Annotated in this window: 19 protein-coding genes and 3 tRNA genes; 17 read left to right on the top strand and 5 right to left on the bottom strand. The window is 60.4% G+C overall.

The window, feature by feature from the left end; genetic code table 11:
* Nucleotides 1-4 precede the first annotated feature (4 nt).
* From WDB86_RS13830 to WDB86_RS13800, 7 genes are all read left to right on the top strand, one after another.
* Nucleotides 5-1,309, top strand: a complete 1,305-nt coding sequence (locus WDB86_RS13830; protein ID WP_406736181.1) for a homoserine dehydrogenase — start codon at nt 5-7, stop codon at nt 1,307-1,309.
* Nucleotides 1,310-1,660: 351 nt separating this feature from the next.
* The gene (gene glpX / locus WDB86_RS13825; RefSeq protein WP_339107931.1) at nt 1,661-2,632 is read left to right on the top strand and encodes a class II fructose-bisphosphatase; all 972 of its coding nucleotides are present in this window, start codon (nt 1,661-1,663) and stop codon (nt 2,630-2,632) included.
* A 109-nt stretch (nt 2,633-2,741) separates the two neighbouring features.
* Nucleotides 2,742-4,496 (top strand): single-stranded-DNA-specific exonuclease RecJ, encoded by a 1,755-nt coding sequence (recJ, locus tag WDB86_RS13820; RefSeq protein ID WP_339107932.1) that lies wholly within the window; start codon nt 2,742-2,744, stop codon nt 4,494-4,496.
* A 116-nt stretch (nt 4,497-4,612) separates the two neighbouring features.
* A tRNA-Glu gene (locus WDB86_RS13815) sits at nt 4,613-4,687 on the top strand.
* A gap of 25 nt (nt 4,688-4,712) precedes the next feature.
* Nucleotides 4,713-4,787: transfer RNA gene (locus WDB86_RS13810), tRNA-Glu, on the top strand.
* A 25-nt stretch (nt 4,788-4,812) separates the two neighbouring features.
* Nucleotides 4,813-4,887 (top strand) — tRNA-Glu (locus tag WDB86_RS13805).
* Nucleotides 4,888-5,092: 205 nt separating this feature from the next.
* Nucleotides 5,093-5,644 carry a metal-binding protein ZinT gene (locus WDB86_RS13800; protein ID WP_406737056.1) on the top strand — a complete coding sequence of 184 codons (552 nt, stop codon included), beginning with the start codon at nt 5,093-5,095 and terminating at the stop codon, nt 5,642-5,644.
* Nucleotides 5,645-5,906: 262 nt separating this feature from the next.
* Here the strand turns inward: WDB86_RS13800 and ychF are convergent, their stop codons facing one another.
* On the bottom strand, nt 5,907-7,004 hold the full coding sequence (gene ychF, locus WDB86_RS13795; protein ID WP_406736180.1) for a redox-regulated ATPase YchF: 1,098 nt from the start codon (nt 7,002-7,004) through the stop codon (nt 5,907-5,909).
* Nucleotides 7,005-7,167: 163 nt separating this feature from the next.
* On the opposite strand from ychF, the gene trpA reads away from it, so the two are divergent.
* The 3 genes from trpA to WDB86_RS13780 all read left to right on the top strand — a co-directional run bounded on the left by trpA (nt 7,168) and on the right by WDB86_RS13780 (nt 10,258).
* Nucleotides 7,168-7,965 carry a tryptophan synthase subunit alpha gene (trpA, locus tag WDB86_RS13790; RefSeq protein ID WP_406736179.1) on the top strand — a complete coding sequence of 266 codons (798 nt, stop codon included), beginning with the start codon at nt 7,168-7,170 and terminating at the stop codon, nt 7,963-7,965.
* A gap of 395 nt (nt 7,966-8,360) precedes the next feature.
* The gene (locus WDB86_RS13785) at nt 8,361-9,524 is read left to right on the top strand and encodes an alpha-hydroxy acid oxidase (RefSeq protein ID WP_339107936.1); all 1,164 of its coding nucleotides are present in this window, start codon (nt 8,361-8,363) and stop codon (nt 9,522-9,524) included.
* Nucleotides 9,525-9,634: 110 nt separating this feature from the next.
* Entirely contained in the window at nt 9,635-10,258 is a 624-nt protein-coding gene (locus tag WDB86_RS13780) for a 50S ribosomal protein L25/general stress protein Ctc (RefSeq protein ID WP_406736178.1), read from the top strand.
* 72 nt (nt 10,259-10,330) lie between these two features.
* On the opposite strand, the gene WDB86_RS13775 is transcribed toward WDB86_RS13780, so the two are convergent.
* On the bottom strand, nt 10,331-10,726 hold the full coding sequence (locus tag WDB86_RS13775; RefSeq protein WP_406736177.1) for a rhodanese-like domain-containing protein: 396 nt from the start codon (nt 10,724-10,726) through the stop codon (nt 10,331-10,333).
* 65 nt (nt 10,727-10,791) lie between these two features.
* Here WDB86_RS13775 and ftrA point away from each other — a divergent pair, with 65 nt between their 5' ends.
* The 3 genes from ftrA (at nt 10,792) to WDB86_RS13760 (ending at nt 13,313) form a co-directional block, all read left to right on the top strand.
* The gene (ftrA, locus tag WDB86_RS13770) at nt 10,792-11,802 is read left to right on the top strand and encodes a transcriptional regulator FtrA (RefSeq protein ID WP_406736176.1); all 1,011 of its coding nucleotides are present in this window, start codon (nt 10,792-10,794) and stop codon (nt 11,800-11,802) included.
* A 120-nt stretch (nt 11,803-11,922) separates the two neighbouring features.
* A complete protein-coding gene (gene pth / locus WDB86_RS13765; RefSeq protein WP_406736175.1) occupies nt 11,923-12,612 on the top strand; it encodes an aminoacyl-tRNA hydrolase in 690 nt (229 codons plus the stop codon).
* A gap of 62 nt (nt 12,613-12,674) precedes the next feature.
* Complete coding sequence (locus tag WDB86_RS13760) at nt 12,675-13,313, top strand: hypothetical protein (protein WP_406736174.1); 639 nt, start codon at nt 12,675-12,677, stop codon at nt 13,311-13,313.
* A gap of 57 nt (nt 13,314-13,370) precedes the next feature.
* Here the strand turns inward: WDB86_RS13760 and WDB86_RS13755 are convergent, their stop codons facing one another.
* A complete protein-coding gene (locus tag WDB86_RS13755) occupies nt 13,371-13,805 on the bottom strand; it encodes a VOC family protein (protein WP_406736173.1) in 435 nt (144 codons plus the stop codon).
* 127 nt (nt 13,806-13,932) lie between these two features.
* On the opposite strand from WDB86_RS13755, the gene thyX reads away from it, so the two are divergent.
* Complete coding sequence (gene thyX / locus WDB86_RS13750) at nt 13,933-14,847, top strand: FAD-dependent thymidylate synthase (protein ID WP_339107943.1); 915 nt, start codon at nt 13,933-13,935, stop codon at nt 14,845-14,847.
* On the top strand, nt 14,847-15,272 hold the full coding sequence (locus WDB86_RS13745) for a DUF1810 family protein (protein WP_339107944.1): 426 nt from the start codon (nt 14,847-14,849) through the stop codon (nt 15,270-15,272). The genes thyX and WDB86_RS13745 overlap by 1 nt, the downstream gene beginning before the upstream one ends.
* Nucleotides 15,273-15,489: 217 nt before the next feature.
* Here WDB86_RS13745 and WDB86_RS13740 read toward each other — a convergent pair whose 3' ends face one another.
* Nucleotides 15,490-16,320 (bottom strand): alpha/beta fold hydrolase, encoded by an 831-nt coding sequence (locus tag WDB86_RS13740; RefSeq protein WP_406736172.1) that lies wholly within the window; start codon nt 16,318-16,320, stop codon nt 15,490-15,492.
* Between the two features lie 106 nt (nt 16,321-16,426).
* Nucleotides 16,427-17,935: a choline-sulfatase gene (gene betC / locus WDB86_RS13735; RefSeq protein ID WP_406736171.1), complete on the bottom strand. Its 1,509-nt coding sequence runs from the start codon at nt 17,933-17,935 to the stop codon at nt 16,427-16,429.
* Nucleotides 17,936-18,124: 189 nt separating this feature from the next.
* Here betC and choX point away from each other — a divergent pair, with 189 nt between their 5' ends.
* Nucleotides 18,125-19,045: a choline ABC transporter substrate-binding protein gene (choX, locus tag WDB86_RS13730; protein ID WP_339107947.1), complete on the top strand. Its 921-nt coding sequence runs from the start codon at nt 18,125-18,127 to the stop codon at nt 19,043-19,045.
* A gap of 295 nt (nt 19,046-19,340) precedes the next feature.
* Nucleotides 19,341-20,576 carry an aromatic ring-hydroxylating dioxygenase subunit alpha gene (locus WDB86_RS13725; protein WP_406736170.1) on the top strand — a complete coding sequence of 412 codons (1,236 nt, stop codon included), beginning with the start codon at nt 19,341-19,343 and terminating at the stop codon, nt 20,574-20,576.
* The last annotated feature ends 1 nt before the right edge of the window (nt 20,577 follow it).

Here is a 20,577-nt window from a genome sequence, read left to right as displayed (position 1 = left end):
TCTCATGTCCGCACAACGCTCGACCGGCCCCGCTCTTCGTCTAGGCATTGCCGGCCTTGGCACAGTGGGCATCGGCGTGGTCAAAATCGTCCAGCGCCATGCAGACCTGCTGGCCGCCCGCACCGGCCGCAAGGTGGAAATCACCGCCGTCTGCGCAAGAGACCGCAACAAGAACCGCGATGCGGATCTGTCCAGCTATGCATGGGAGAGCGACGCCGTCGATCTGGCCAAGCGCGAGGATATCGATGTCTTCGTCGAATTGATGGGCGGCCATGAAGGCGTAGCCAAAGATGCCACCGAGGCCGCGCTGACCAGCGGCAAGGATGTCGTGACCGCCAACAAATCCCTGCTGGCCCATCACGGTCAGGCGCTGGCCGAGATGGCCGAAAGCCTTGGCCGCGTGATCCGTTTCGAGGCCGCGGTGGCGGGTGGCATTCCCTGTATCAAGGCCCTGACCGAAAGCATGGCAGGCAACCAGATCCGCCGTGTGATGGGCGTCATGAACGGCACCTGCAACTACATCCTGACGCGGATGGAAGATGCGGGCCTGCCCTATGCGACCGTTTTCGAAGAGGCGCGCCAGCTGGGCTATCTGGAAGCCGATCCCAACCTTGATGTCGGGGGCATCGATGCGGGCCATAAACTGTCGCTGCTGGCCTCGATCGCCTTCGGCACAAAAGTCGCTTTCCATGATGTGCAACTGGAAGGCATCGGCCGCATCTCTATCGACGACATCCGTCGCGCGGGGGATATGGGCTATAAGATCAAGTTGTTGGGCGTGGCGCAAATGACCGGTCGCGGGCTGGAACAGCGGATGACCCCCTGCCTTGTGCCCGCGACCTCGCCCTTGGGGCAACTGAGCGGCGGCACCAATATGGTTGTCGTCGAAGGCGATAGCGTCGGCCAGATCGTGCTGCGCGGGGCGGGTGCGGGCGAAGGCCCAACCGCCAGCGCCGTCATGGGCGATGTCGCCGATATCGCGCGGGGCCTGCGCCTGTCCACCTTCGGCATTCCGGCCTCGCAACTGACCGAGGCCACCGCAGCGGTCGCCACCGCGCCCGCCTCCTATTATCTGCGCATCAACCTGTCCGACAAACCCGGCGCACTGGCCAAGATTGCGCAGGCTCTGGGCAATGCAGGCATCTCGATTTCGCGGATGCGTCAATATGGCCATGCCGACAGCGCCGCTCCGGTGCTGATTGTCACCCATAAGACCACCAGCGATGCAATCGAGCACGCCATCGCCACCTTCCCGCAAACCGGCGTGGTTCAGGGCGACCCCGTGGCGCTGCGTATCGAAGATCTCTGAAAGACATCCCCTGAAACAGGGCGGAACAAGGGCGGGGCGATCCCGCCCTTTTGCGTCCCCCCCTGCGCAAGTCTCCTGCGCCCAGCTTCCTGAGCCCAGTCTCCTGCGTTCAGTCTCTTGCATTCGGTCTCTTGCCCGAACCAACCGGTCCGACGATTCTCTTCGGCCCATCCTTGAAGCAATATGGCCCGTCGCAGCGTCACAAAACATTCGACCTGCAAAAAACCGCCAAGTCCCTGAATTAACTTTCTTCTGTTAGCGATCACGGGGGTTGCCCTACCTGCCGGAACGGGTTTTCTTGGCGCTGGCCCATTTGCACTGCGCGAATACGCGCAAGAAACAGGACAAGAAATGAACACTCCCGTAGATTTCAATGACCGTATGCTTTCGCTGGGCTTGGCCCGTGTGTCTGAAGCGGCCGCCCATGCCAGCGCCGACCTGATCGGTCGTGGCGACGAGAAAGCCGCCGACCAAGCCGCCGTGAATGCGATGCGCGAGCAGTTGAACATGCTCGACATCAAAGGCGTGGTCGTGATCGGCGAAGGCGAGCGCGACGAAGCGCCCATGCTGTATATCGGCGAGGAAGTCGGCACCGGCCAAGGCCCCGCTGTGGATATCGCGCTTGACCCGCTGGAAGGCACCACGCTGACCGCGCTCGACATGCCCAACGCGCTGACCGTCATCGCGATGGCGCCGCGCGGCACGCTGCTGCATGCGCCCGACGTCTATATGGAAAAGCTCGCCATCGGTCCGGGATACGAGAAAGACGTGGTCTCGCTCGAGATGTCCCCCGCCGAGCGGGTGAACGCGCTGGCCAAGGCGCAAGGCGTCACCCCCCGCGATATCACCGTCTGCATTCTCGACCGCGAGCGTCATCAGGAGATGATCAAGGAAGTCCGCTCGACCGGCGCGGCGATCCGCCTGATCACCGATGGCGATGTGGCAGGTGTCATCCATTGCGCCGAAGCCGAGGCCACCGGCATCGACATGTATATGGGGTCCGGCGGCGCGCCCGAGGGCGTTCTGGCGGCATCGGCCCTGAAATGCATGGGCGGCCAGATGTGGGGCAAGCTGCTGTTCCGCAATGACGACGAGAAAGGCCGCGCGGCCAAGGCAGGCATCACCGATCTCGACAAGATCTATTCGCGTGACGAGCTTGTCACCTCGGATGTGATCGTCGCGATGACCGGCGTGACCAATGGCTCGATCGTGAAGGGCGTCAAGCGCGAGCCCGATTACATCGAAACCGAAACGGTGCTGATGCGTTCGAAAACCGGCTCCGTGCGCCGGATGATCTATCGCAACCCCACCAAGCGCAAGTAACCCCACAGACGGCCCCTCAGGGGGCCGTTCTACTTTGCCAAGGCGGCGATCCCCCGCACCTGCCGGTTTCTTCTGGCGGCGCGCGCCCCTTTTGGCTAGGACTGCCGCCATGAGCGCCTTTCTGAATGTCGAACAATCCCTGACCAATCGCCATTGGGTGGGCCCCGGCCCCGAATCCGATCGGCTGACCGAAGCCATGGTGCAGGAAACCCGCCTGCCCCATCCCCTTGCCCGTATTCTTGTGGCCCGTGGCGTGCCGCCGATGGAGGCCGCAAGCTTCCTTGAGCCCACCCTGCGCGACCTGCTGCCCGATCCGCGCGAGATGCTGGATATGGAGAAAGCCTCGGCCCGCTTTCTGGCCGCGGTGAAGGCCCGCGAGCGCATCGCCATCTTTGCCGATTACGACGTGGATGGCGGCTCTTCTGCCGCCCTGCTGCTGGTCTGGCTGCGGCAGATGGGGCTGGACCCGACGCTGTATATCCCCGACCGGATCGACGAGGGCTATGGCCCGAACGTACCCGCGATGGAAACCCTTGCGCGCGATCATGACCTGATCATCTGCGTCGATTGCGGTACGCTTTCGCATGAGCCTGTGGCGGCAGCCAAGGGTGCGGATGTGATTATCCTTGACCACCACTTGGGCGGTGAGACCCTGCCCGATTGCGTGGCCTGCGTGAACCCCAACCGGCAGGACGAGACCAAGGATCTGGCGCATCTCTGTGCGGCCTCGGTGGTGTTCCTGATGCTGGTCGATGTGAACCGGCTGATGCGCGGCGAGGGCCTGAAGGGGCCGGACCTGATCGCCATGCTGGATCTGGTGGCACTGGCCACGGTGGCCGATGTGGCGCCGCTGATCGGCTGCAACCGCGCCTTGGTGCGGCAGGGGCTGAAGGTGATGGGGCGGCGCGACCGCGTGGGGCTGCGCGCCTTGGCGGATGTCTCCCGTATGGATCAGGCGCCCAATGCCTATCACTTGGGTTTCCTGCTGGGGCCACGGCTGAATGCGGGGGGCCGGATCGGTGCCGCCGATCTGGGCGCGCGTCTTCTATCGACCACCGACGAGGCCGAGGCGCAGGCGCTGGCCGACCGGCTTGACCAGCTCAACACCGACCGCCGCGACATCGAGAACCGCGTCCGCGAGGCCGCATTGAAACAGGCGGAAGACCGCGGGCTGGATGCGCCTCTGGTCTGGGCCGCAGGCGAGGGCTGGCATCCGGGCGTGGTGGGCATTGTCGCCGCCCGCCTGAAAGAGGCCACCAACCGCCCCGCCGTGGTGATCGGGCTGGATAAGGGCATCGGCAAGGGCTCGGCGCGCTCGGTCAACGGGGTGGACCTTGGCGCCTCTATCCAGCGTGTGGCCGCCGAGGGGCTGTTGCTGAAAGGCGGCGGGCATAAAATGGCCGCAGGTCTGACGGTCGAGGAAGGCAAGCTGGAGGCCGCGATGGAGCGTCTGGCAGAGCTGTTGGCCAAGCAGGGCGCGGGGGCCGGTGGGCCGCGTGATCTGCGCATCGACACGCTGCTGATGCCCGGCGCGGCCACAACCGACCTGATCGAGCAGATCGAACAGGCCGGCCCCTTCGGTCAGGGCGCCCCTGCCCCGCGTTTTGCCTTCCCCGCGATGGAAATTACCGGGGCGCGTCAGGTTGGCGAATCGCATCTGCGATTCTCTTTCGGGGATGGTCTGGGCCAGAAACGCGATGCCATCGCCTTCGGGGCCTTTGATAGCGCCATCGGTCCGGCCCTTGCCAAGCCGGGGGCGACACGATTCCATCTGGCCGGCCGACTGGAAATCAACACCTGGGGCGGCAGAAGCAAGGTTCAACTGCGGCTGGAGGATGCCGCACCCGCTATTGAAACCCTTTGAAAGCGCATATTTTCATGGGTGTTTTCCCCGCGCGCCACGACAGGTGAGAATATCGTGAAAAAACCTCTTGCGCGGCGAAGAAACCTCGACTATCTACCGCCCCACGCCGCAAGCATGGCCCGTTCGTCTATCGGTTAGGACGCCAGGTTTTCAACCTGGAAAGAGGGGTTCGATTCCCCTACGGGCTGCCACTTGCAACGCAGGCGTGTCAGAAATGGCCCGTTCGTCTATCGGTTAGGACGCCAGGTTTTCAACCTGGAAAGAGGGGTTCGATTCCCCTACGGGCTGCCACTGACACCGCCGAACACGCCAGAGTGGCCCGTTCGTCTATCGGTTAGGACGCCAGGTTTTCAACCTGGAAAGAGGGGTTCGATTCCCCTACGGGCTGCCAGCGCATTTCACTCTCACCACTATGAAAACAATAGCAAAGCACGCCTTGGCACTATTTGCACATTGCGGATCCTTACGTCAAATTTTAGTAATGTAATTACATTGCAAAATATTGACCAACGGAGCTTTTCATGACCCTCTTCCGCCTCGCCCTCACTGGCATCTTCGCCTTGGGCCTTGCCCATACAGCCGCCGCCGAGAGCCATATGCATACCCATGCCTCGGATGATATTTATCATGGCTATTTCGAGGATTCGCAAATTGCAGATCGCAATCTTTCGGACTGGGACGGAAGCTGGCAATCGGTTTACCCCTATCTCAAGGATGGCACACTGGATCCCGTCATTGCCCATAAAGCCGAAAGCGGAGATAAATCCGCCGCCGAATACCGCGCCTATTACGATACAGGCTATAAGACCGACGTCGAACAAATTGATATCAAGGGCGACACCGTGACCTTCCATACCGGCACCTCGTCCTATAGCGGCACCTATCGCGCCGATGGGCATGAAACCCTGACCTATGCAAAGGGCAATCGCGGTGTGCGCTTCATTTTCAAGAAAGCCGCAGGTGATATGCAAGCCCCTGACTACATCCAGTTTTCCGACCATGCCATTGCACCGCAGAACGCGGTCCATTTCCATCTGTTCTGGGGCAATGACCGCGCCAGCGTCCTCAAGGAGCTGACAAATTGGCCGACCTACTATCCCACCGCGCTCAGCGGTGCGCAGATCGTGCAGGATATGCTGGCCCATTGAACCAAAGGGCCGGAACATCTCCGGCCTTCTCCTTCTGCCCCCAGCACGGACCAATGGCCCTCAGGCGGGCGTGGCCAACACAGATCGCCTTCAAGCAAAACGCCGCCCCAACCGGAGCGGCGTTTTCTGGTTCACCCGAAACCGATAGCTTCGCCAGCGATGACAGAGCAGACCCCGTCAAGTGACAGCCGAAAACCCCCGAATGGCAAAATTACGCGGGTGATTTCACAAGGACGATCGCCCAACCGCCAGCGCACTTCACTCAGGCGTTGAAAAGGAAATGCAGAACGTCGCCGTCCTTGACCTCGTAGGTCTTGCCCTCGACGCGGAATTTGCCAGCCTCCTTGGCCCCCGCCTCGCCTTTGCCCGCGACATAGTCATCAAAGGCAATGGTCTCGGCACGAATGAAACCACGCTCGAAATCGCCGTGGATCACGCCCGCCGCCTGCGGCGCTAGCGTGCCCTGCGGAATCGTCCATGCACGCGCCTCTTTCGGCCCAACGGTGAAATAGGTCTGCAACCCCAGCAACTCGTAGCCTGCGCGGATCAGACGGTCGAGACCCGCTTCCTCAAGCCCCATTTCGCCCAAGAACATCTCGGCTTCCTCGGCCTCGAGCTGGCTGATCTCTTCCTCGATCTTGGCCGAAATCACCACCGTGCCCGCGCCCTGTGCCGCGGCCATCTCGGCCACTTTGGCTGAAAGAGAATTGCCGGTGGAGGCCGAGCTTTCTTCCACGTTGCAGACATAGAGGATCGGCTTCGAGGTCAATAGCTGCAGCATGCGCCACGCTTTTTGGTCGTCTTCCGAAACCTGCACCGTGCGTGCCGGACGGCCCGCCTCCAGCGCCTCTTTCGCGGCCAGCAGCAGTTTCTCCTGCTCTTTCGCTTCCTTATCGCCACCGCGGATCTTGCGCACAAGATTGGCCAGACGCTTCTCGATCGACTCGAGATCGGCGATCATCAGCTCGGTCTCGATGGTCTCGGCATCGGCCACCGGATCGATGCGACCAGCGACATGGGTCACATCGTCATCCTCGAAACAGCGCAGCACCTGCGCAATGGCATCGGTCTCGCGGATATTGGCCAGAAACTGATTGCCCAGACCTTCCCCTTTGGACGCGCCCTTCACCAGACCCGCGATATCGACAAAGGTCATACGGGTCGGGATGATCTCTTTCGACCCCGCGATCTCGGCCAGCTTATCGAGACGCGGATCGGGAACTGCGACCTCGCCCACATTCGGTTCGATCGTGCAGAACGGAAAATTCGCCGCCTGCGCCGCTGCCGTCTTGGTCAGCGCGTTGAACAGGGTCGACTTGCCGACATTCGGCAGACCCACGATACCCATCTTGAAGCCCATCACGCTCTCCTTGGCAAAACGGTCCTGAAATTCTCGCCCCCTAGTAAAGCGCAGGCGCATTTCATGCAAGATTGACCCGCGCTTGAAGGCAATCCGGCCTTGCGGGCGCTAGACAAGCCCCGCGCCTTGCGCGAAAAGAGGCGCAAAGCTTAGGGAGCATGTCATGACCACCACCCGCATCGATACCAAGTTCGCGGCCCTGAAAGCCGAAGGGAAGAAAGCCTTTGTCGCGTATATCATGGGCGGCGACCCAGATATGGCACACTCTCTCGAGGTCATGAAAGCCCTGCCCGCCGCCGGCGTGGATATTATCGAACTGGGCATGCCCTTCACCGATCCGATGGCGGATGGGGCCACCATCCAGCTTGCCGGCCAACGCGCGCTGGATGGCGGCATGACGCTGCAGAAAACGCTGGATATGGCAACGGAATTCCGCAAAACCGATGATACCACCCCGATCGTGATGATGGGCTATTACAACCCGATCTATTCGCGCGGCGTGGACAAGTTCCTGATCGACGCCAAAGCGGCAGGGATTGACGGATTGATCGTCGTGGACCTGCCGCCCGAAGAAGATGAAGAGCTGTGCATTCCGGCGCAGAAAGCCGGGATCAACTTCATCCGTTTGGCCACCCCCACAACTGACGCGAAGCGCCTGCCCAAAGTGCTGCAGAACACCTCCGGCTTTGTCTATTACGTATCGGTTACCGGCATCACCGGTGCCGCGGCAGCCCAACCGCGCGACGTAGCCCCCGAAGTGGCCCGCATCAAAGCCTCGACCGATCTGCCGGTGATCGTGGGCTTTGGCATCAACACCCCCGATGCCGCCCGCGACATTGCCGCTATTGCAGACGGCTGTGTGGTCGGTTCAGCTATTGTCAAGGAAGTTGCCGCGGGCAAAGGCACTGAAGACATCGCAACATTTGTCGCAGCGCTCGCTGCGGGTGCCCATTCCGCCTGATCCATCGCGTCGGAAAAGGGGGCTCTGCCCCTAGCGCCTGACGGCGCCTCCCCCGGGATATTTCAGGCAGCTGGAAAACAGGAAAGACGCATGGGCGTATCGGCCGCCTAATTGATATATCGGCGGTGCAATCCCATGCGCCTCCCGTCTGTCCATCTGCACGGCCATCGGCGTCCCCGCCTGTTCCGCCTCTCAACTTTGAAACAATAGTCTTAAATTTACCCTAATGTTTCCAGCTGCCCGAAATATCCTCGGGGGATGAATTGCGGCTTCAGCCGCAAGAAGGGGGCAGACAGCCCCCTTTCGCAACATCTCTGCCATGCAGCATTGTTCAATTGCCATCTCCGAGCGGCATTGCTAAGCCATGAGCAAAATTAACTTTCGGAGTGTTTTCCATGGCCGTTATCACTTGCATCGACGATCTTAAACGTCTTCACAAACGCCGCACGCCGAAGATGTTTTACGATTATGCCGAGAGCGGCTCCTATACCGAGCAGACGTTTCGCGAGAACACCACCGATTTCCAGAAGATCCGTCTGCGCCAGAAAGTGGCCGTAGATATGGAGGGGCGCTCGACCGCGACCAAAATGATCGGGCGCGATGTCGCGATGCCTGTCGCCCTGGCCCCTGTCGGGCTAACGGGGATGCAGCGCGCCGATGGCGAGATCAAGGCGGCCCGGGCAGCGGAAAAGGCCGGCGTCCCCTTCACATTGTCGACGATGTCGATCTGCTCGATCGAGGATGTGGCCGCCCATACGACCGATCCGTTCTGGTTCCAGCTTTATGTGATGAAGGACGAAGACTTCGTGGATGCCACGCTGGAGCGCGCCAAAAAGGCGGGCTGTAGTGCGCTGGTGCTGACGCTGGATCTCCAGATCCTCGGCCAGCGGCACAAGGATCTGAAAAACGGTCTGACCGCCCCGCCCAAACTGACCCTGCCCGTTCTGCTGGATCTGGCCACAAAATGGCAATGGGGCTTCGAGATGCTGCAGACCAAGCGGCGCTTCTTCGGCAATATCGTGGGCCATGCGAAGGGCGTGAGCGATGCCTCGAGCCTTGGCAGCTGGACCGCCGAGCAGTTCGACCCCAAGCTCGACTGGTCGAAAATCGCCCGCATTCGTGACCAATGGGGCGGCAAGCTGATCCTGAAGGGGATCCTTGATGAGGATGATGCCCGATTGGCACGCGATTTCGGGGCCGATGCGATGATCGTGTCGAACCATGGCGGGCGTCAGCTGGACGGGGCGCTGAGCGCCATCCGTATGCTACCGAAGATCCGCGAGGCCGTAGGGCCGGAGATGGAAATCTTTATGGATAGCGGCATCCGTTCGGGGCAGGATGTGCTCAAGGCTCTGGCCTTGGGGGCCAATTCCACCTTCATCGGTCGCGCCTTCATTCATGGGCTGGGCGCGATGGGCGAGCAGGGCGTGGCCACGGCGCTGGAGATCATCCGCAAGGAGCTGGATATCACCATGGCCCTGTGCGGCGAGAAGAACGTGCACGATCTGGGGCGTCACAACGTGCTTCTGCCCACGGGCTTCCTGGACGAATACGCCTGAGACGGCCGATTTGGGGCTTGCCATAAAGGGCATTCTCGCCTAATGGCAGGCGCTCATGGGTCGCACCCTTGGAGGCGGCCCTTTTACATTCCATATTCGGAGATAGCAAAATGGCAAAAGAGATCGAAACGATCGAAGCCGTCGTGCGTTCGGGGACGGGCAAGGGGGCCGCTCGCGCAGCACGTCGTGAGGGCAAAGTACCTGCAATCGTTTACGGCGATGGTAAAGAACCGCTGGCACTGAACCTCGAGTTCAACCCGCTTCTGACCCGTCTGCGCAAAGGCCGCTTCCTGTCGACCCTGTTCAACCTGAAGGTCGAAGGTCAGGAAGACGTCCGCGTGATCTGCCGCGGCGTTCAAAAAGACGTCGTCAAAGACCTGCCGACCCACGTCGACTTCATGCGCACCCACCGCAACTCGCGCATCGCACTCTTCGTGCATGTCGAGTTCGTGAACCACGAAGCCGCACCGGGCCTCAAGCGCGGTGGCGTTCTGACCATCGTACGTCAGGAAGTCGAGCTGGAAGTTCTGGCCGGTGATATCCCCGAGCAGATCGTTGTCGATCTGACCGGCAAGAAAATCGGCGACGTGATCCACATCTCCGAAGTCTCGCTGCCCAATGGCGCGAAACCGACCATCGACCGCGACTTCGTCATCGCAAACATCGCAGCGCCCAAAGGCCTTGGCGGTGGTGACGACGAAGAGGAAGCCGAAGGCGAAGCCGCAGCTGAATAATCTGCGCGCAGACATCTGTCTGACGGAACGCGGGGCCAATGGCTCCGCGTTTTGCATTGCAAGAGAAGGCGATCAGGCCAGCGCTGCCTCGCCCGCAAAGGCAAGCCCCTCATATTCCCAGCCCATCAAGCCGCCCAGCATGATCTTCACGGGCCGCCCGAGCCGCGCAATCGCCAGCGCCGCCTGCTCGGCTGCATTGCAATGCGGACCAGAGCAATAGACCACAAAAAGGGTGTCTTGCGGCCAGTCAGCCAGCCGCTCTGCCGTGATCATGCGATGCGGCATGAACACCGCGTTCGGGATATGGCGGCGGGCATAGGTGTCCGGCATCCCCATCACATGCAACAGGACGAAGCCGCCATCGGCGTCGTGCACATCATGGCAATCGGTATGCAGCGCGCATTGGGGTTCCAGCAGCGCCACGACATCGGCGGCAGCAACAGGCGGACGGGACAGAACAGCATTCATTTCGAAACTCCTTTTCTCGATAAGGCCAGATTGCCAGACCCTGCCCCATCGCGTAAGATGGCGAAATGACAACGCAAGACAATATCCTGCCACTTCTGCCTTTGCAGCCGATCGCCAATAACCGTGTCGTGGCGCTGATCTATGACGGGCTATGCACCTTCGAATTCGGTGTCACCGCCGAGATTTTCGGCCTCCCGCGTCCCGAGATGGGCCCGCATTGGTACCGGTTCCGCACAGCGGCGATCGAGCCGGGCCCGCTCCGCGCGCATGGCGGGCTGAGGGTCAGTACCGATGGCGGGCTGGAACTGCTGGAGGAGGCAGGCCTGATTGTCATCCCCGGCTGGCGCGGCGCGCATACCCCCGCCCCGCCCGCACTGACAGCCGCGCTGATTGCAGCCCATGCGCGCGGCGCGCGGATTGCCACGATCTGTTCGGGCGCTTTTGTGCTGGCCCAGACGGGGCTGCTCGACGGCCACAGCGCCACCACCCACTGGCGCTATGCCAAAGATTTTGCGGCCCGCTATCCCGATGTCACCCTGCGGGCCGACAATCTCTATACCGATGATGCCCCGCTTTATACCTCTGCGGGCTCGGCGGCGGGGCTGGATCTGGGGCTGCATATCGTACGGCAGGATTTCGGCGCGGAGGCCGCCAATTCGGTCGCCCGCCGCCTCGTCATCGCCTCCCATCGCGATGGCGGGCAGAACCAGTTCCTGCCCCGCCCTGTCCCGCGCGCCACCGAGGCCGACAGGATTGCGCCCCTGCTGGACCGGCTGCGCCAGAACCTCACCCATACCCCCACCATCAGCGGCCTCGCAAACGCCTGCGCCATGAGCGAGCGCACCTTCCTCAGGCGCTTCCTCGACGCCACAGGCACCACCCCGATCCGTTTCCTCAACGAAGAGCGTCTCAGACAGGCCGCCCTCCTCCTCGAAGCCCCCACCCCAAGCATCGACCAGATCGCCGAGCGCTGCGGCTTCGGCTCCGCCGCGCTCCTGCGCCACCACTTCCGCAAACGCTATGGCGTGGCCCCTGCCACTTGGCGTCAGCGCTTCGGCCAGATAGAAAGCGCCTGACGCTTATTTTCCAGCTGCCCGAAATATCCCGGGGGTGAATGGCGCGGGCACCGCGCCAGAGGGGGCAGAGCCCCCAGCCCCGCCACGGCAACGGGCCGCATGAACCGAAGGACAGAACACATGCAACTCTGGGTAGGCCTCGGAAATCCCGGTGCGAAATATGCCGGAACCCGACATAACATCGGCTTCATGGCGCTTGACCGCATCGCCGAAGACCACGGCTTCGGCCCGTGGAAATCCAAATTCCAAGGCCAGATCAGCGAGGGCCGCTTGGGCTCCGAGCGTATCGTGCTGCTCAAGCCCGAGACCTTCATGAACAATTCCGGCCAGTCGGTCCGCGCGGCAGCCGATTTCTACAAATTCACCGTGGCGGATCTGACGGTTTTCCATGATGAACTCGACCTTGCCCCGGGGAAATGCCGGTTGAAACAGGGCGGAGGCCATGCAGGCCATAACGGGCTACGCTCGATCCATGCGCATCTCTCGCCCGATTACCAGCGCGTGCGGCTGGGCATCGGCCACCCGGGCCATAAGGACCGCGTGGCGGGCTATGTGCTGGCCGATTTTGCCAAATCCGAAGAGCAGATGCTGGATGACCTGATGCGCGGCCTCTCCGACGGCGCCACAGCTCTGGCCTCGGGCGACGGGCAGAAATTCCTCAACGCCGTCAGCCTGCGCACTGCGCCCCCCCGCAGTTCAACGGGCACACGCCCCGAAAAGATCCAGACCGAGCGCCCCGCCAAACCTGCCGCCGCGCCGGAAGACACCCGCTCGCCGCTGGAAAAGCTGAAAGACAAGTTCGGGAGATAGTCCTCAGACAAGGACTGCCGTTGATCTATGCTCGGAGCAGTTAGAAAAAAGGATCGCTCCAAGTGCATTTTCTCAAAGCGTTGAAAGACACCCCGCCCTTTGTCAGCGGACTTCTGATTGGCTTTTTGCTGGCCATCACCACCTATGCGCTGGCAGATAGCCATTTCCAGTCAGAACTCTTCTCTCAATGGGCAACCTTCATCGGCGCAGGGGCCACGCTGATTGCGGGCATCCTCGCTTGGCTTTCATTGAAACAGGCTCAGGCAGTTTCAGAAGCGAAAGATCTTCTTAATAACGCCGAATTGCATGTTGAAGCCATTTTATCAGCCAACCACAAAATATTTGTTGCGAACAGCAAAGAGCCTCTGGACACAACGCTTGCCAAGGAATTAGCTCGAGCTTCTCTCAGCAATTCACCAGCGCTTTTAAAAGGTCCAACTGAAAAAATATCCGGCACGCCAAGGGAAGTGGCCTCCCAACTTGCCCTAGTCGAGGCAGCGACGAAGCTATCTACTGGCTACGTGACCCTTTTTTTAGCAGCCTCGCAATACGATAAGATACTTGGGGACGGGAGCCGATACCTAATCCTCTTAAGTCGGCATAGAGCGTTTGCAAACAGGCTCGACGAACTACACTTATTCCCGAAGAAGTTCACATACCTAATGTCACCAATGAAAATTAATCACGAACATCGTATTTGAAAATAGCCCCCGAATATCAGGCCTCCGACGCAACATCCGGAGGCCTTGAGTGTAAACTTACCAATGACCCGTGTTTTCCATACTTGCCCAAGGCTCGGCGGGGGCGAGGGCATCGCCCATTTGTAGCAGCTCGATCGACACATTATCGGGCGAGCGCACAAAGGCCATATGGCCATCGCGCGGCGGGCGGTTGATGGTCACACCCGCCTCTTGCAGCTTGGCGCACATGTCGTAGATATTCTCGACCCGATAGGCCAGATGCCCGAAGTGGCGGCTGTCCGAGGGCAGACCGCTATCACCATCCCAGTTCCACGTCAGCTCGACATCGGCACGGCCATCTTCTTGGCCCGGCGGGCACATGAAGACCAGCGTGAAACGGCCCTTTTCATTTTCGACACGGCGGCGCTCGATCAGACCCAGAAGTTTGAAAAACCCGATCGTCTTTTCCAGATCCAGCACGCGGACCATAGTGTGCAGATATTCGACCTTCATAGCGGCCTCCTTTCGTTTGGATGCAAGGTAATCCACAGCTTTGAAAGAGCAAGCAGTTGCCCCCCGAGGCTTTTCCCGCGATACAGAGAGCCAATCGAATCCGCCTGTAGAGTTTACGGAGACCGCCATGACGCTTACCCCCGAACAGCTTGCCGATATCGAGGAACAGCGCGCGCTGTCGCAGCCGACCCGCCGCGCGGTCTCGCCGGGAATGGAAGAGCGCCTGTATACCGCGCATCCGGTGCTCGATCACGGGCTGATCCGCGTCATCGACTATATGGGCGATGATAATGCTATCACGCAGGCCGCGCGCGTCAGCTATGGCCGTGGCACCAAGAAGGTCTCGGATGACCGCGGGCTGATCCGCTATCTGATGCGCCACTGGCACTCGACCCCCTTCGAAATGTGCGAAGTGAAATTCCATGTGAAGCTGCCGGTCTTTGTCGCGCGCCAGTGGATCCGCCACCGCACTGCCAATGTGAATGAATATTCGGCGCGCTATTCGATCCTCGACCGCGAGTTCTATATCCCCGAGCCCGACCAGCTGGCGGCGCAATCCACCGTCAACCATCAGGGCCGTGGCGCGGTTCTGCAAGGGGCCGAGGCAGCACGCGTGCTGGACATGCTGCGCGAGGATGCGATGCGGTCCTACGACCACTATGAGGACATGCTGACCGCCGATGAGGACGCCGGCAAACAGGGGCTGGCGCGCGAATTGGCGCGGATGAACCTGCCCACCAATATCTATACCCAATGGTATTGGAAGGTGGATCTGCACAATCTCTTCCACTTCCTGCGCCTGCGTGCCGATGCCCATGCGCAATATGAGATCCGCGTCTATGCCGAGACCATGTGCGATATCGTCAAGGACTGGGTACCTGCCGCTTATGAGGCCTTCGAGGATTACCGTCTGGGCGGGGTCAACCTGTCTGGCCGCGCGGTCGAGGTGCTCAAGCGCCGCCTTGCGGGCGAAACCGTCACCGCCGAGACTTCGGGCATGTCCAAAGGCGAATGGCGCGAATTCGAAGCCATCTGGGGCTGATGGCGGGGCTTGAACGCTTTCTGAAAGAACAGGAGCGCGACTTTCCGGTCGCGCTTTCGGAATTGCAGGCCGGTCGCAAGCGCGGCCACTGGATGTGGTGGATTTTTCCGCAACTGGCCAGTCTGGGCATATCGCCGCGATCAAAGGAATTCGGGTTGGCCGATATGTCGGAAGCCCGCGCCTATCTGGACAACCAGACTTTGCAAACACGGCTCAGCGCCGCTTGCAAAGCCGTGCTGCAACATCCAGAAAAAGATATAGACGACATTCTAGGAACGGTCGATGCGCGCAAGTTACGCTCCTGCATGACGCTGTTCGAAATGGCTGAAACCGACGCAAAGTCGGACAGCGGTGCCATATTCACTCGTGTTCTTGTCACTTTTTACAATGGCAGCCGCTGCCCTCGCACGCTCGAGCAGCTTTAACCTTCAGGGGCGATATCTTCCCCTGCACTGGCTACATACACATATACCGGTCTACTCGTGACACACGGCGGAGGCGTTACTCGTTAACACTTGAAACATTGCCTCCGCCGCCGCCCCGATATATTTCCGAGGCATGTTTGTTTTAGCATCTGCAAACAAGTTTTGTAAAATTAAAACAATTAAAATGCTTAATTTTCAGTTACTTATCAGGGTTACGTTAAGCCAGCTTGGCAACCCATGTTGATAGCGCCGCAAGCGATTTTGGCTCGTCCAGAAACGGAATATGCGCCCGATCCGCGACTTCCGCGAAGATCATATCCGGCCTGAGCTGCTGCATTTTTGCTGCGGTCTGCGCGCTCAACAGCACCGAATTCGCTCCGCGAATCAGACAAAGCGGCAGCTCTGCGAAAGCTTCGAAGAACGGCCAAGCCTCGGGCAGATCACCTTTGAAGTCCTTCAGGAAAGGCTCGCGCAACGCAGGGTCGTAACGCAGGCGCAGGCCTTCGGGGGTTTCCAGATAATGGTGACGCACCTCCTGCGCCCAGCGGCTGGCGGGAACATTTGCAAAGCCCACCATCAGATCGGGCAGACGCGCGGCCATAGCATCATAGGTCTTCGCAGCAGGATTGCGCCCGAGATAGTCGAAAATCGCATTCAGCCCCGCCGTTTCAAGCTTTGGCCCCACGTCATTCAGGCAGGCCCCCAGCAGCCGGTCATGCGCGACAGCCGCCAGATACATCGCAATCAGCCCCCCGCGCGAGGTGCCCAGAATCGCCGCCTTCTGCAGCCCCAGATGGTCCAGAAGCGCCAACGCATCAGCCCCCTCCTGCGGCACGGTATAGGTGGTAGCCCCCGTAAACTCCGACTGCCCGCGCCCGCGGTAATCCATGCGGATCAACCGCACGCCCATGTCCAGCAGATAGGGCGCCACATAGTCGAAATCGGCCATATTGCGGGTCAGCCCCGACAGCGCCAGTACCGGCACCCCCTGCCCCTCGTCACGATAGGCCAGTTTCGCACCATCGGCGGCGGTAAAGAATTGCGTCATCGGGAAATCCTCCTGTGTCCTATGCTCAGGATAGGCCTGCGCGCCCCGAGCGCCATGAAAAAGGGGCGGTCCGCCGCCCCTTCGCCTTCACGTTGGCTTCAGACGCCTAGTCGCCGCGCGGGAAGCGCTTGTTGGTTTCCAGCACATTGAGGTCCATGTGATTGCGCATATAGGCCTCGGAGGCATCCTTCAGCGGCTGGTAATCCCACGGGTAATAGCCGCCCTGACGCAGCGCATCATAGACCACCCAGCGCCGCGCCTGAGAGGCCCGCACATCCGCGTCATAGCGGTCCAGATCCCAGCGCGCCTCAGCCTCGGCTTTCATCGCGTGATAGGCCTCAGAATGGGCGGGGTCCTCGGCTAGGTTCACCAGCTCATGCGGGTCGGCGCTAAGGTTGAAGAACTGGTCGGGGTCCAGCTTGCACAGGTTCAGCTTGTAATCTCCCTGCCGCAGGCTGACCAGCGGCGCGTAGGACCCTTCGGCGGCATATTCCATCTTCACCGCCGTCTCGCGCGTGCCGCCTTTGGCCAAGGGCAGCAGGCTTTCGCCATCCAGCCAAGGCGCGATCTCCTGCAGGTCGATCCCCGCCAGATCGCACAGCGTCGGCGTTACATCGATGGTGGAGACAGGCGTCTCGACCAAGCGCGGCTCGACCCCGCTGGCCGCCATCATCAATGGCACCCGCGCCGAGCCCTCGTAGAAGTTCATCTTGAACCACAACCCGCGCTCGCCCAGCATATCGCCATGGTCCGAGACAAAGAGGATGATCGCCTCTTGGCCGGTGCTTTCCAGCGCCTCCATGATCTCGCCGATCTTATCGTCGCAATACGAGATATTGGCGAAATAGGCGCGGCGGCTGTCGCGGATATCCTCTTGGGTGATGTTGAAATTGCGCCAGTCATTGGCGTCAAAGATGCGCTTGGAGTGGTTGTCCTGATTGTCATAGCCCATATCGGGGACCGTGGGCATCAGATGCTCGCATTCCTCATAGAGGTCCCAGTATTTCTTGCGCGCCACGTAAGGGTCATGCGGATGGGTCATGCTGACGGTCAGCATCCACGGGCGGTTGTCCAACCCGCGCGCCAGATCATAGACCTTCATCTTCGCCTCATGGGCGACATTGTCGTCATATTCCAGCTGGTTGGAGATCTCACCCACGCCCGCGCCAGTGACCGAGCCCATATTGTGATACCACCAGTCGATCCGCTCGCCCGGCTTGCGGTAATCCGGCGTCCAGCCGAAATCAGCGGGGTAGATATCGGTGGTCAGGCGTTGTTCGAACCCATGCAGCTGGTCAGGCCCTACGAAATGCATCTTGCCCGACAGGCAGGTCTGATAGCCTGCCCGACGCAGGTGATGCGCGAAGGTCGGAATATCCGAGCGGAACTCGGCGGCATTGTCATAGACCCCCGTCGAGCTGGGCAGCTGCCCCGACATGAAGGCCGCCCGCCCCGGAGCGCAAAGCGGCGAGCCCGTATAGGCATTGGCAAAGCGCACCGACCGTGCCGCCAGCTTCTTGAGATTCGGCGCATGCAGCCACTCGGCCGGACCATCGGGGAACAGGGTGCCGTTGAGCTGATCCACCATAAAGATCAGGATATTCGGTTGCGACATCGCGGGGGCCACTCCTCGTTGATTTGAAAATCTCATCAGACCTGCCCAGAAAGCAGGCTTGAACCGGCTTTCTTTGACCGGATTGCGCAGTTCCACCCATGTGCATGACAAAAACGGATTGCCATGTTAGGGTAGGAATGCACTAATTGACTCGTCAATCAAAAAAACACAAAGCAACCGGGAGTAACAATGAAAGCCAAATTTCTGGGCGGTGTGACCGCCTCTGTCATCGCCCTCAATGCCGCTGCCGCTTTTGCCGATTGTGGCACCGTGCGGTTTTCCGATGTCGGCTGGACGGATATCACCGCCACCACCGAAACCGCGAAAGAAGTGCTGACCGCTCTTGGCTATAAGGTCAATGTCGATGTGCTCGGCGTGCCGGTCACTTTCTCGTCGCTGGCCTCGAATGATATCGACGTCTTCCTTGGCAACTGGATGCCCGCGCAGCAGGCCGCCATCGGCCCCTATCTCGACAAAGGCACGATCGATGTGGTCACCACCAACCTGACCGGCACCAACTACACGCTGGCCGTTCCGACCTATCTTTACGACAAGGGGCTGCATAGCTATGCCGATATCCCGAAATTCGCCGACGAGCTGGATCACAAGATCTACGGCATCGAGCCGGGCAATGAAGGCAATGGCTACCTGATGGACCTGACCGAGAAAGGCAAGGTTCTGGAGGGGTTCCAGATTGTCGAAAGCTCGGAACAGGGCATGCTGGCGCAGGTGGGGCGTCTTTATCCGAAAAAGAAGGCGGTGGTGTTCCTTGGCTGGGCCCCGCATCCGATGAATTCGACCTATGACATCAAATACCTGACCGGCGGCGAGGATTTCTTTGGCGGCGAAGGCACGGTGCAGACCGTGACCCGTAAAGGCTATGCGACCGAATGCCCGAATGTCGGCAAGCTGCTGAAAAACATGACCTTCACCCTGCCGATGGAAAACGAGATCATGGGGGCGATCCTCAATGACGGCAAAGACCCCGACGAGGCGGTTCCGGCATGGCTGAAAGCGCATCCCGATGTCGTCACCCCGTGGCTGGACGGCGTGACAACCATTGACGGCAAAGAGGGCCTGCCGGTTGTGAAAGACGCGCTGGGTCTGTGACCCCGCTCTCAAAACGACAAAGCCGCGCAAGCCCCGCTTTGCGCGGCTTTTTGCGGCCCGCTGTTCTTCCAAGAACTTCAACCGCTTGAGGCGACGCCCCCCTGAGTCGGCGGCACGTGCCAGCCCCCTGCCCGACAGGGTCGATCCTGCAATTTTTACGACAAGTTTTTCCCTTATGTCGCAAATCCCCGTCGCAGGGGTCGCAAATGCGCCTTCGCCAAATCTTAATCGTGACTACTCTGGGTCCATTGAAACCCACAGCCGCGCAGCACTAGCGTGCCATGGAGACAAGGCCATGCAACCCTCCGCTTCCCTTCCCGAGCTTCTCGCCCGCCGCAAACCCGGCCATGCGCTCGAACAGGCCTTCTACACCTCTCCCGAGATCTTCCAGACCGATCTCGACCAGATCTGGTACAAGGAATGGCTTTTTACCGCCTCGCGCGCCGAGCTGCCGAAGAAAGGCGCCTATGTCACCCATAAGGTCGGCGCCTATACGGTGGTGATCGTGCGTGGTCAGGATGATGTCATCCGCGCCTTCCATAACACCTGCCGCCACCGTGGCTCGGTGATCTGCCAGCACAAGAAGGGCACCGCTGCCAAGCTGGTCTGCCCCTATCACCAATGGACCTACGAGCTGGATGGCCGCCTGCTATGGGCGCGCGATATGGGGCCGGAGTTCGATGCCTCGAAACACGGGCTGAAGCCCGTCAACTGCCGTGAGGTCTCGGGGCTGATCTATATCTGTCTGGCCGAGAATGCGCCCGATTTCGACACGTTTGCCGAGACCGTCACCCCCTATCTGGAGGTGCATGACCTGTCCAATGCCAAGGTCGCCTTCCAGTCCACCATCATCGAGAATGGCAACTGGAAGCTGGTGTGGGAAAACAACCGCGAGTGCTATCACTGCGCGGGCAACCATCCCGACCTGTGCCGCACCTATCCCGAAGATCCCTCGATCACCGGTGTCAGCGCCGATGGCACCTTCCCAGAGAAGGTTGAAAACCACTTCAACCGTCTGGAAGGCATGGGTGCGCCCTCGCGCTTCAAGATGGCCGATAACGGCGAATATCGCGTGGCGCGTATGCCGCTCTTGGATGGTGCCGAAAGCTATACGATGAATGGCAAGATCGCCGTGAAAAAACGTCTGGGCCGCGTGCCGGTGCTGGATGCGGGCACTTTGCTGCTGTTCAACTACCCCACCACGTGGAACCACTTCCTGTCGGACCATTCGATCACCTTCCGCGTGACGCCGATCAGCCCGACCGAGACCGAGGTCACCACCACCTGGCTGGTGAATAAAGATGCGGTCGAGGGGCAGGATTATGACATCAAGAACCTCACCACCGTCTGGGAACATACCAATGACGAGGATCGCCGCGTGGTTGAAGACAACCAGCAGGGCATCAACTCGCCCGCCTATGAGCCCGGCCCCTATTCGCCAACCCATGAGGATGGCGTGATCCAGTTCGTGAATTGGTATTGTGACACCATGACTTCGCGGGTGGGCCCCGTGAAGCTCGCAGCGGAGTAAG

The sequence above is a fragment of the Thioclava sp. GXIMD4215 genome, from assembly GCF_045291555.1.
Classification (GTDB): domain Bacteria; phylum Pseudomonadota; class Alphaproteobacteria; order Rhodobacterales; family Rhodobacteraceae; genus Thioclava; species Thioclava litoralis.
Note: the sequence above shows the minus strand (reverse complement) of the source record. Positions and strands in the feature narration are given on the sequence as shown.

Bases quoted from the DNA above. Each gene is read 5' to 3' on its own strand.
- WDB86_RS13830 (WP_406736181.1), top strand. From the start codon at position 5: ATGTCCGCACAACGCTCGACCGGCCCCGCTCTTCGTCTAGGCATTGCC.
- glpX (WP_339107931.1), top strand. From the start codon at position 1,661: ATGAACACTCCCGTAGATTTCAATGACCGTATGCTTTCGCTGGGCTTG.
- recJ (WP_339107932.1), top strand. From the start codon at position 2,742: ATGAGCGCCTTTCTGAATGTCGAACAATCCCTGACCAATCGCCATTGG.
- WDB86_RS13800 (WP_406737056.1), top strand. From the start codon at position 5,093: ATGCATACCCATGCCTCGGATGATATTTATCATGGCTATTTCGAGGAT.
- ychF (WP_406736180.1), bottom strand. From the start codon at position 7,004: ATGGGCTTCAAGATGGGTATCGTGGGTCTGCCGAATGTCGGCAAGTCG.
- trpA (WP_406736179.1), top strand. From the start codon at position 7,168: ATGACCACCACCCGCATCGATACCAAGTTCGCGGCCCTGAAAGCCGAA.
- WDB86_RS13785 (WP_339107936.1), top strand. From the start codon at position 8,361: ATGGCCGTTATCACTTGCATCGACGATCTTAAACGTCTTCACAAACGC.
- WDB86_RS13780 (WP_406736178.1), top strand. From the start codon at position 9,635: ATGGCAAAAGAGATCGAAACGATCGAAGCCGTCGTGCGTTCGGGGACG.
- WDB86_RS13775 (WP_406736177.1), bottom strand. From the start codon at position 10,726: ATGAATGCTGTTCTGTCCCGTCCGCCTGTTGCTGCCGCCGATGTCGTG.
- ftrA (WP_406736176.1), top strand. From the start codon at position 10,792: ATGACAACGCAAGACAATATCCTGCCACTTCTGCCTTTGCAGCCGATC.
- pth (WP_406736175.1), top strand. From the start codon at position 11,923: ATGCAACTCTGGGTAGGCCTCGGAAATCCCGGTGCGAAATATGCCGGA.
- WDB86_RS13755 (WP_406736173.1), bottom strand. From the start codon at position 13,805: ATGAAGGTCGAATATCTGCACACTATGGTCCGCGTGCTGGATCTGGAA.
- thyX (WP_339107943.1), top strand. From the start codon at position 13,933: ATGACGCTTACCCCCGAACAGCTTGCCGATATCGAGGAACAGCGCGCG.
- WDB86_RS13745 (WP_339107944.1), top strand. From the start codon at position 14,847: ATGGCGGGGCTTGAACGCTTTCTGAAAGAACAGGAGCGCGACTTTCCG.
- WDB86_RS13740 (WP_406736172.1), bottom strand. From the start codon at position 16,320: ATGACGCAATTCTTTACCGCCGCCGATGGTGCGAAACTGGCCTATCGT.
- betC (WP_406736171.1), bottom strand. From the start codon at position 17,935: ATGTCGCAACCGAATATCCTGATCTTTATGGTGGATCAGCTCAACGGC.
- choX (WP_339107947.1), top strand. From the start codon at position 18,125: ATGAAAGCCAAATTTCTGGGCGGTGTGACCGCCTCTGTCATCGCCCTC.
- WDB86_RS13725 (WP_406736170.1), top strand. From the start codon at position 19,341: ATGCAACCCTCCGCTTCCCTTCCCGAGCTTCTCGCCCGCCGCAAACCC.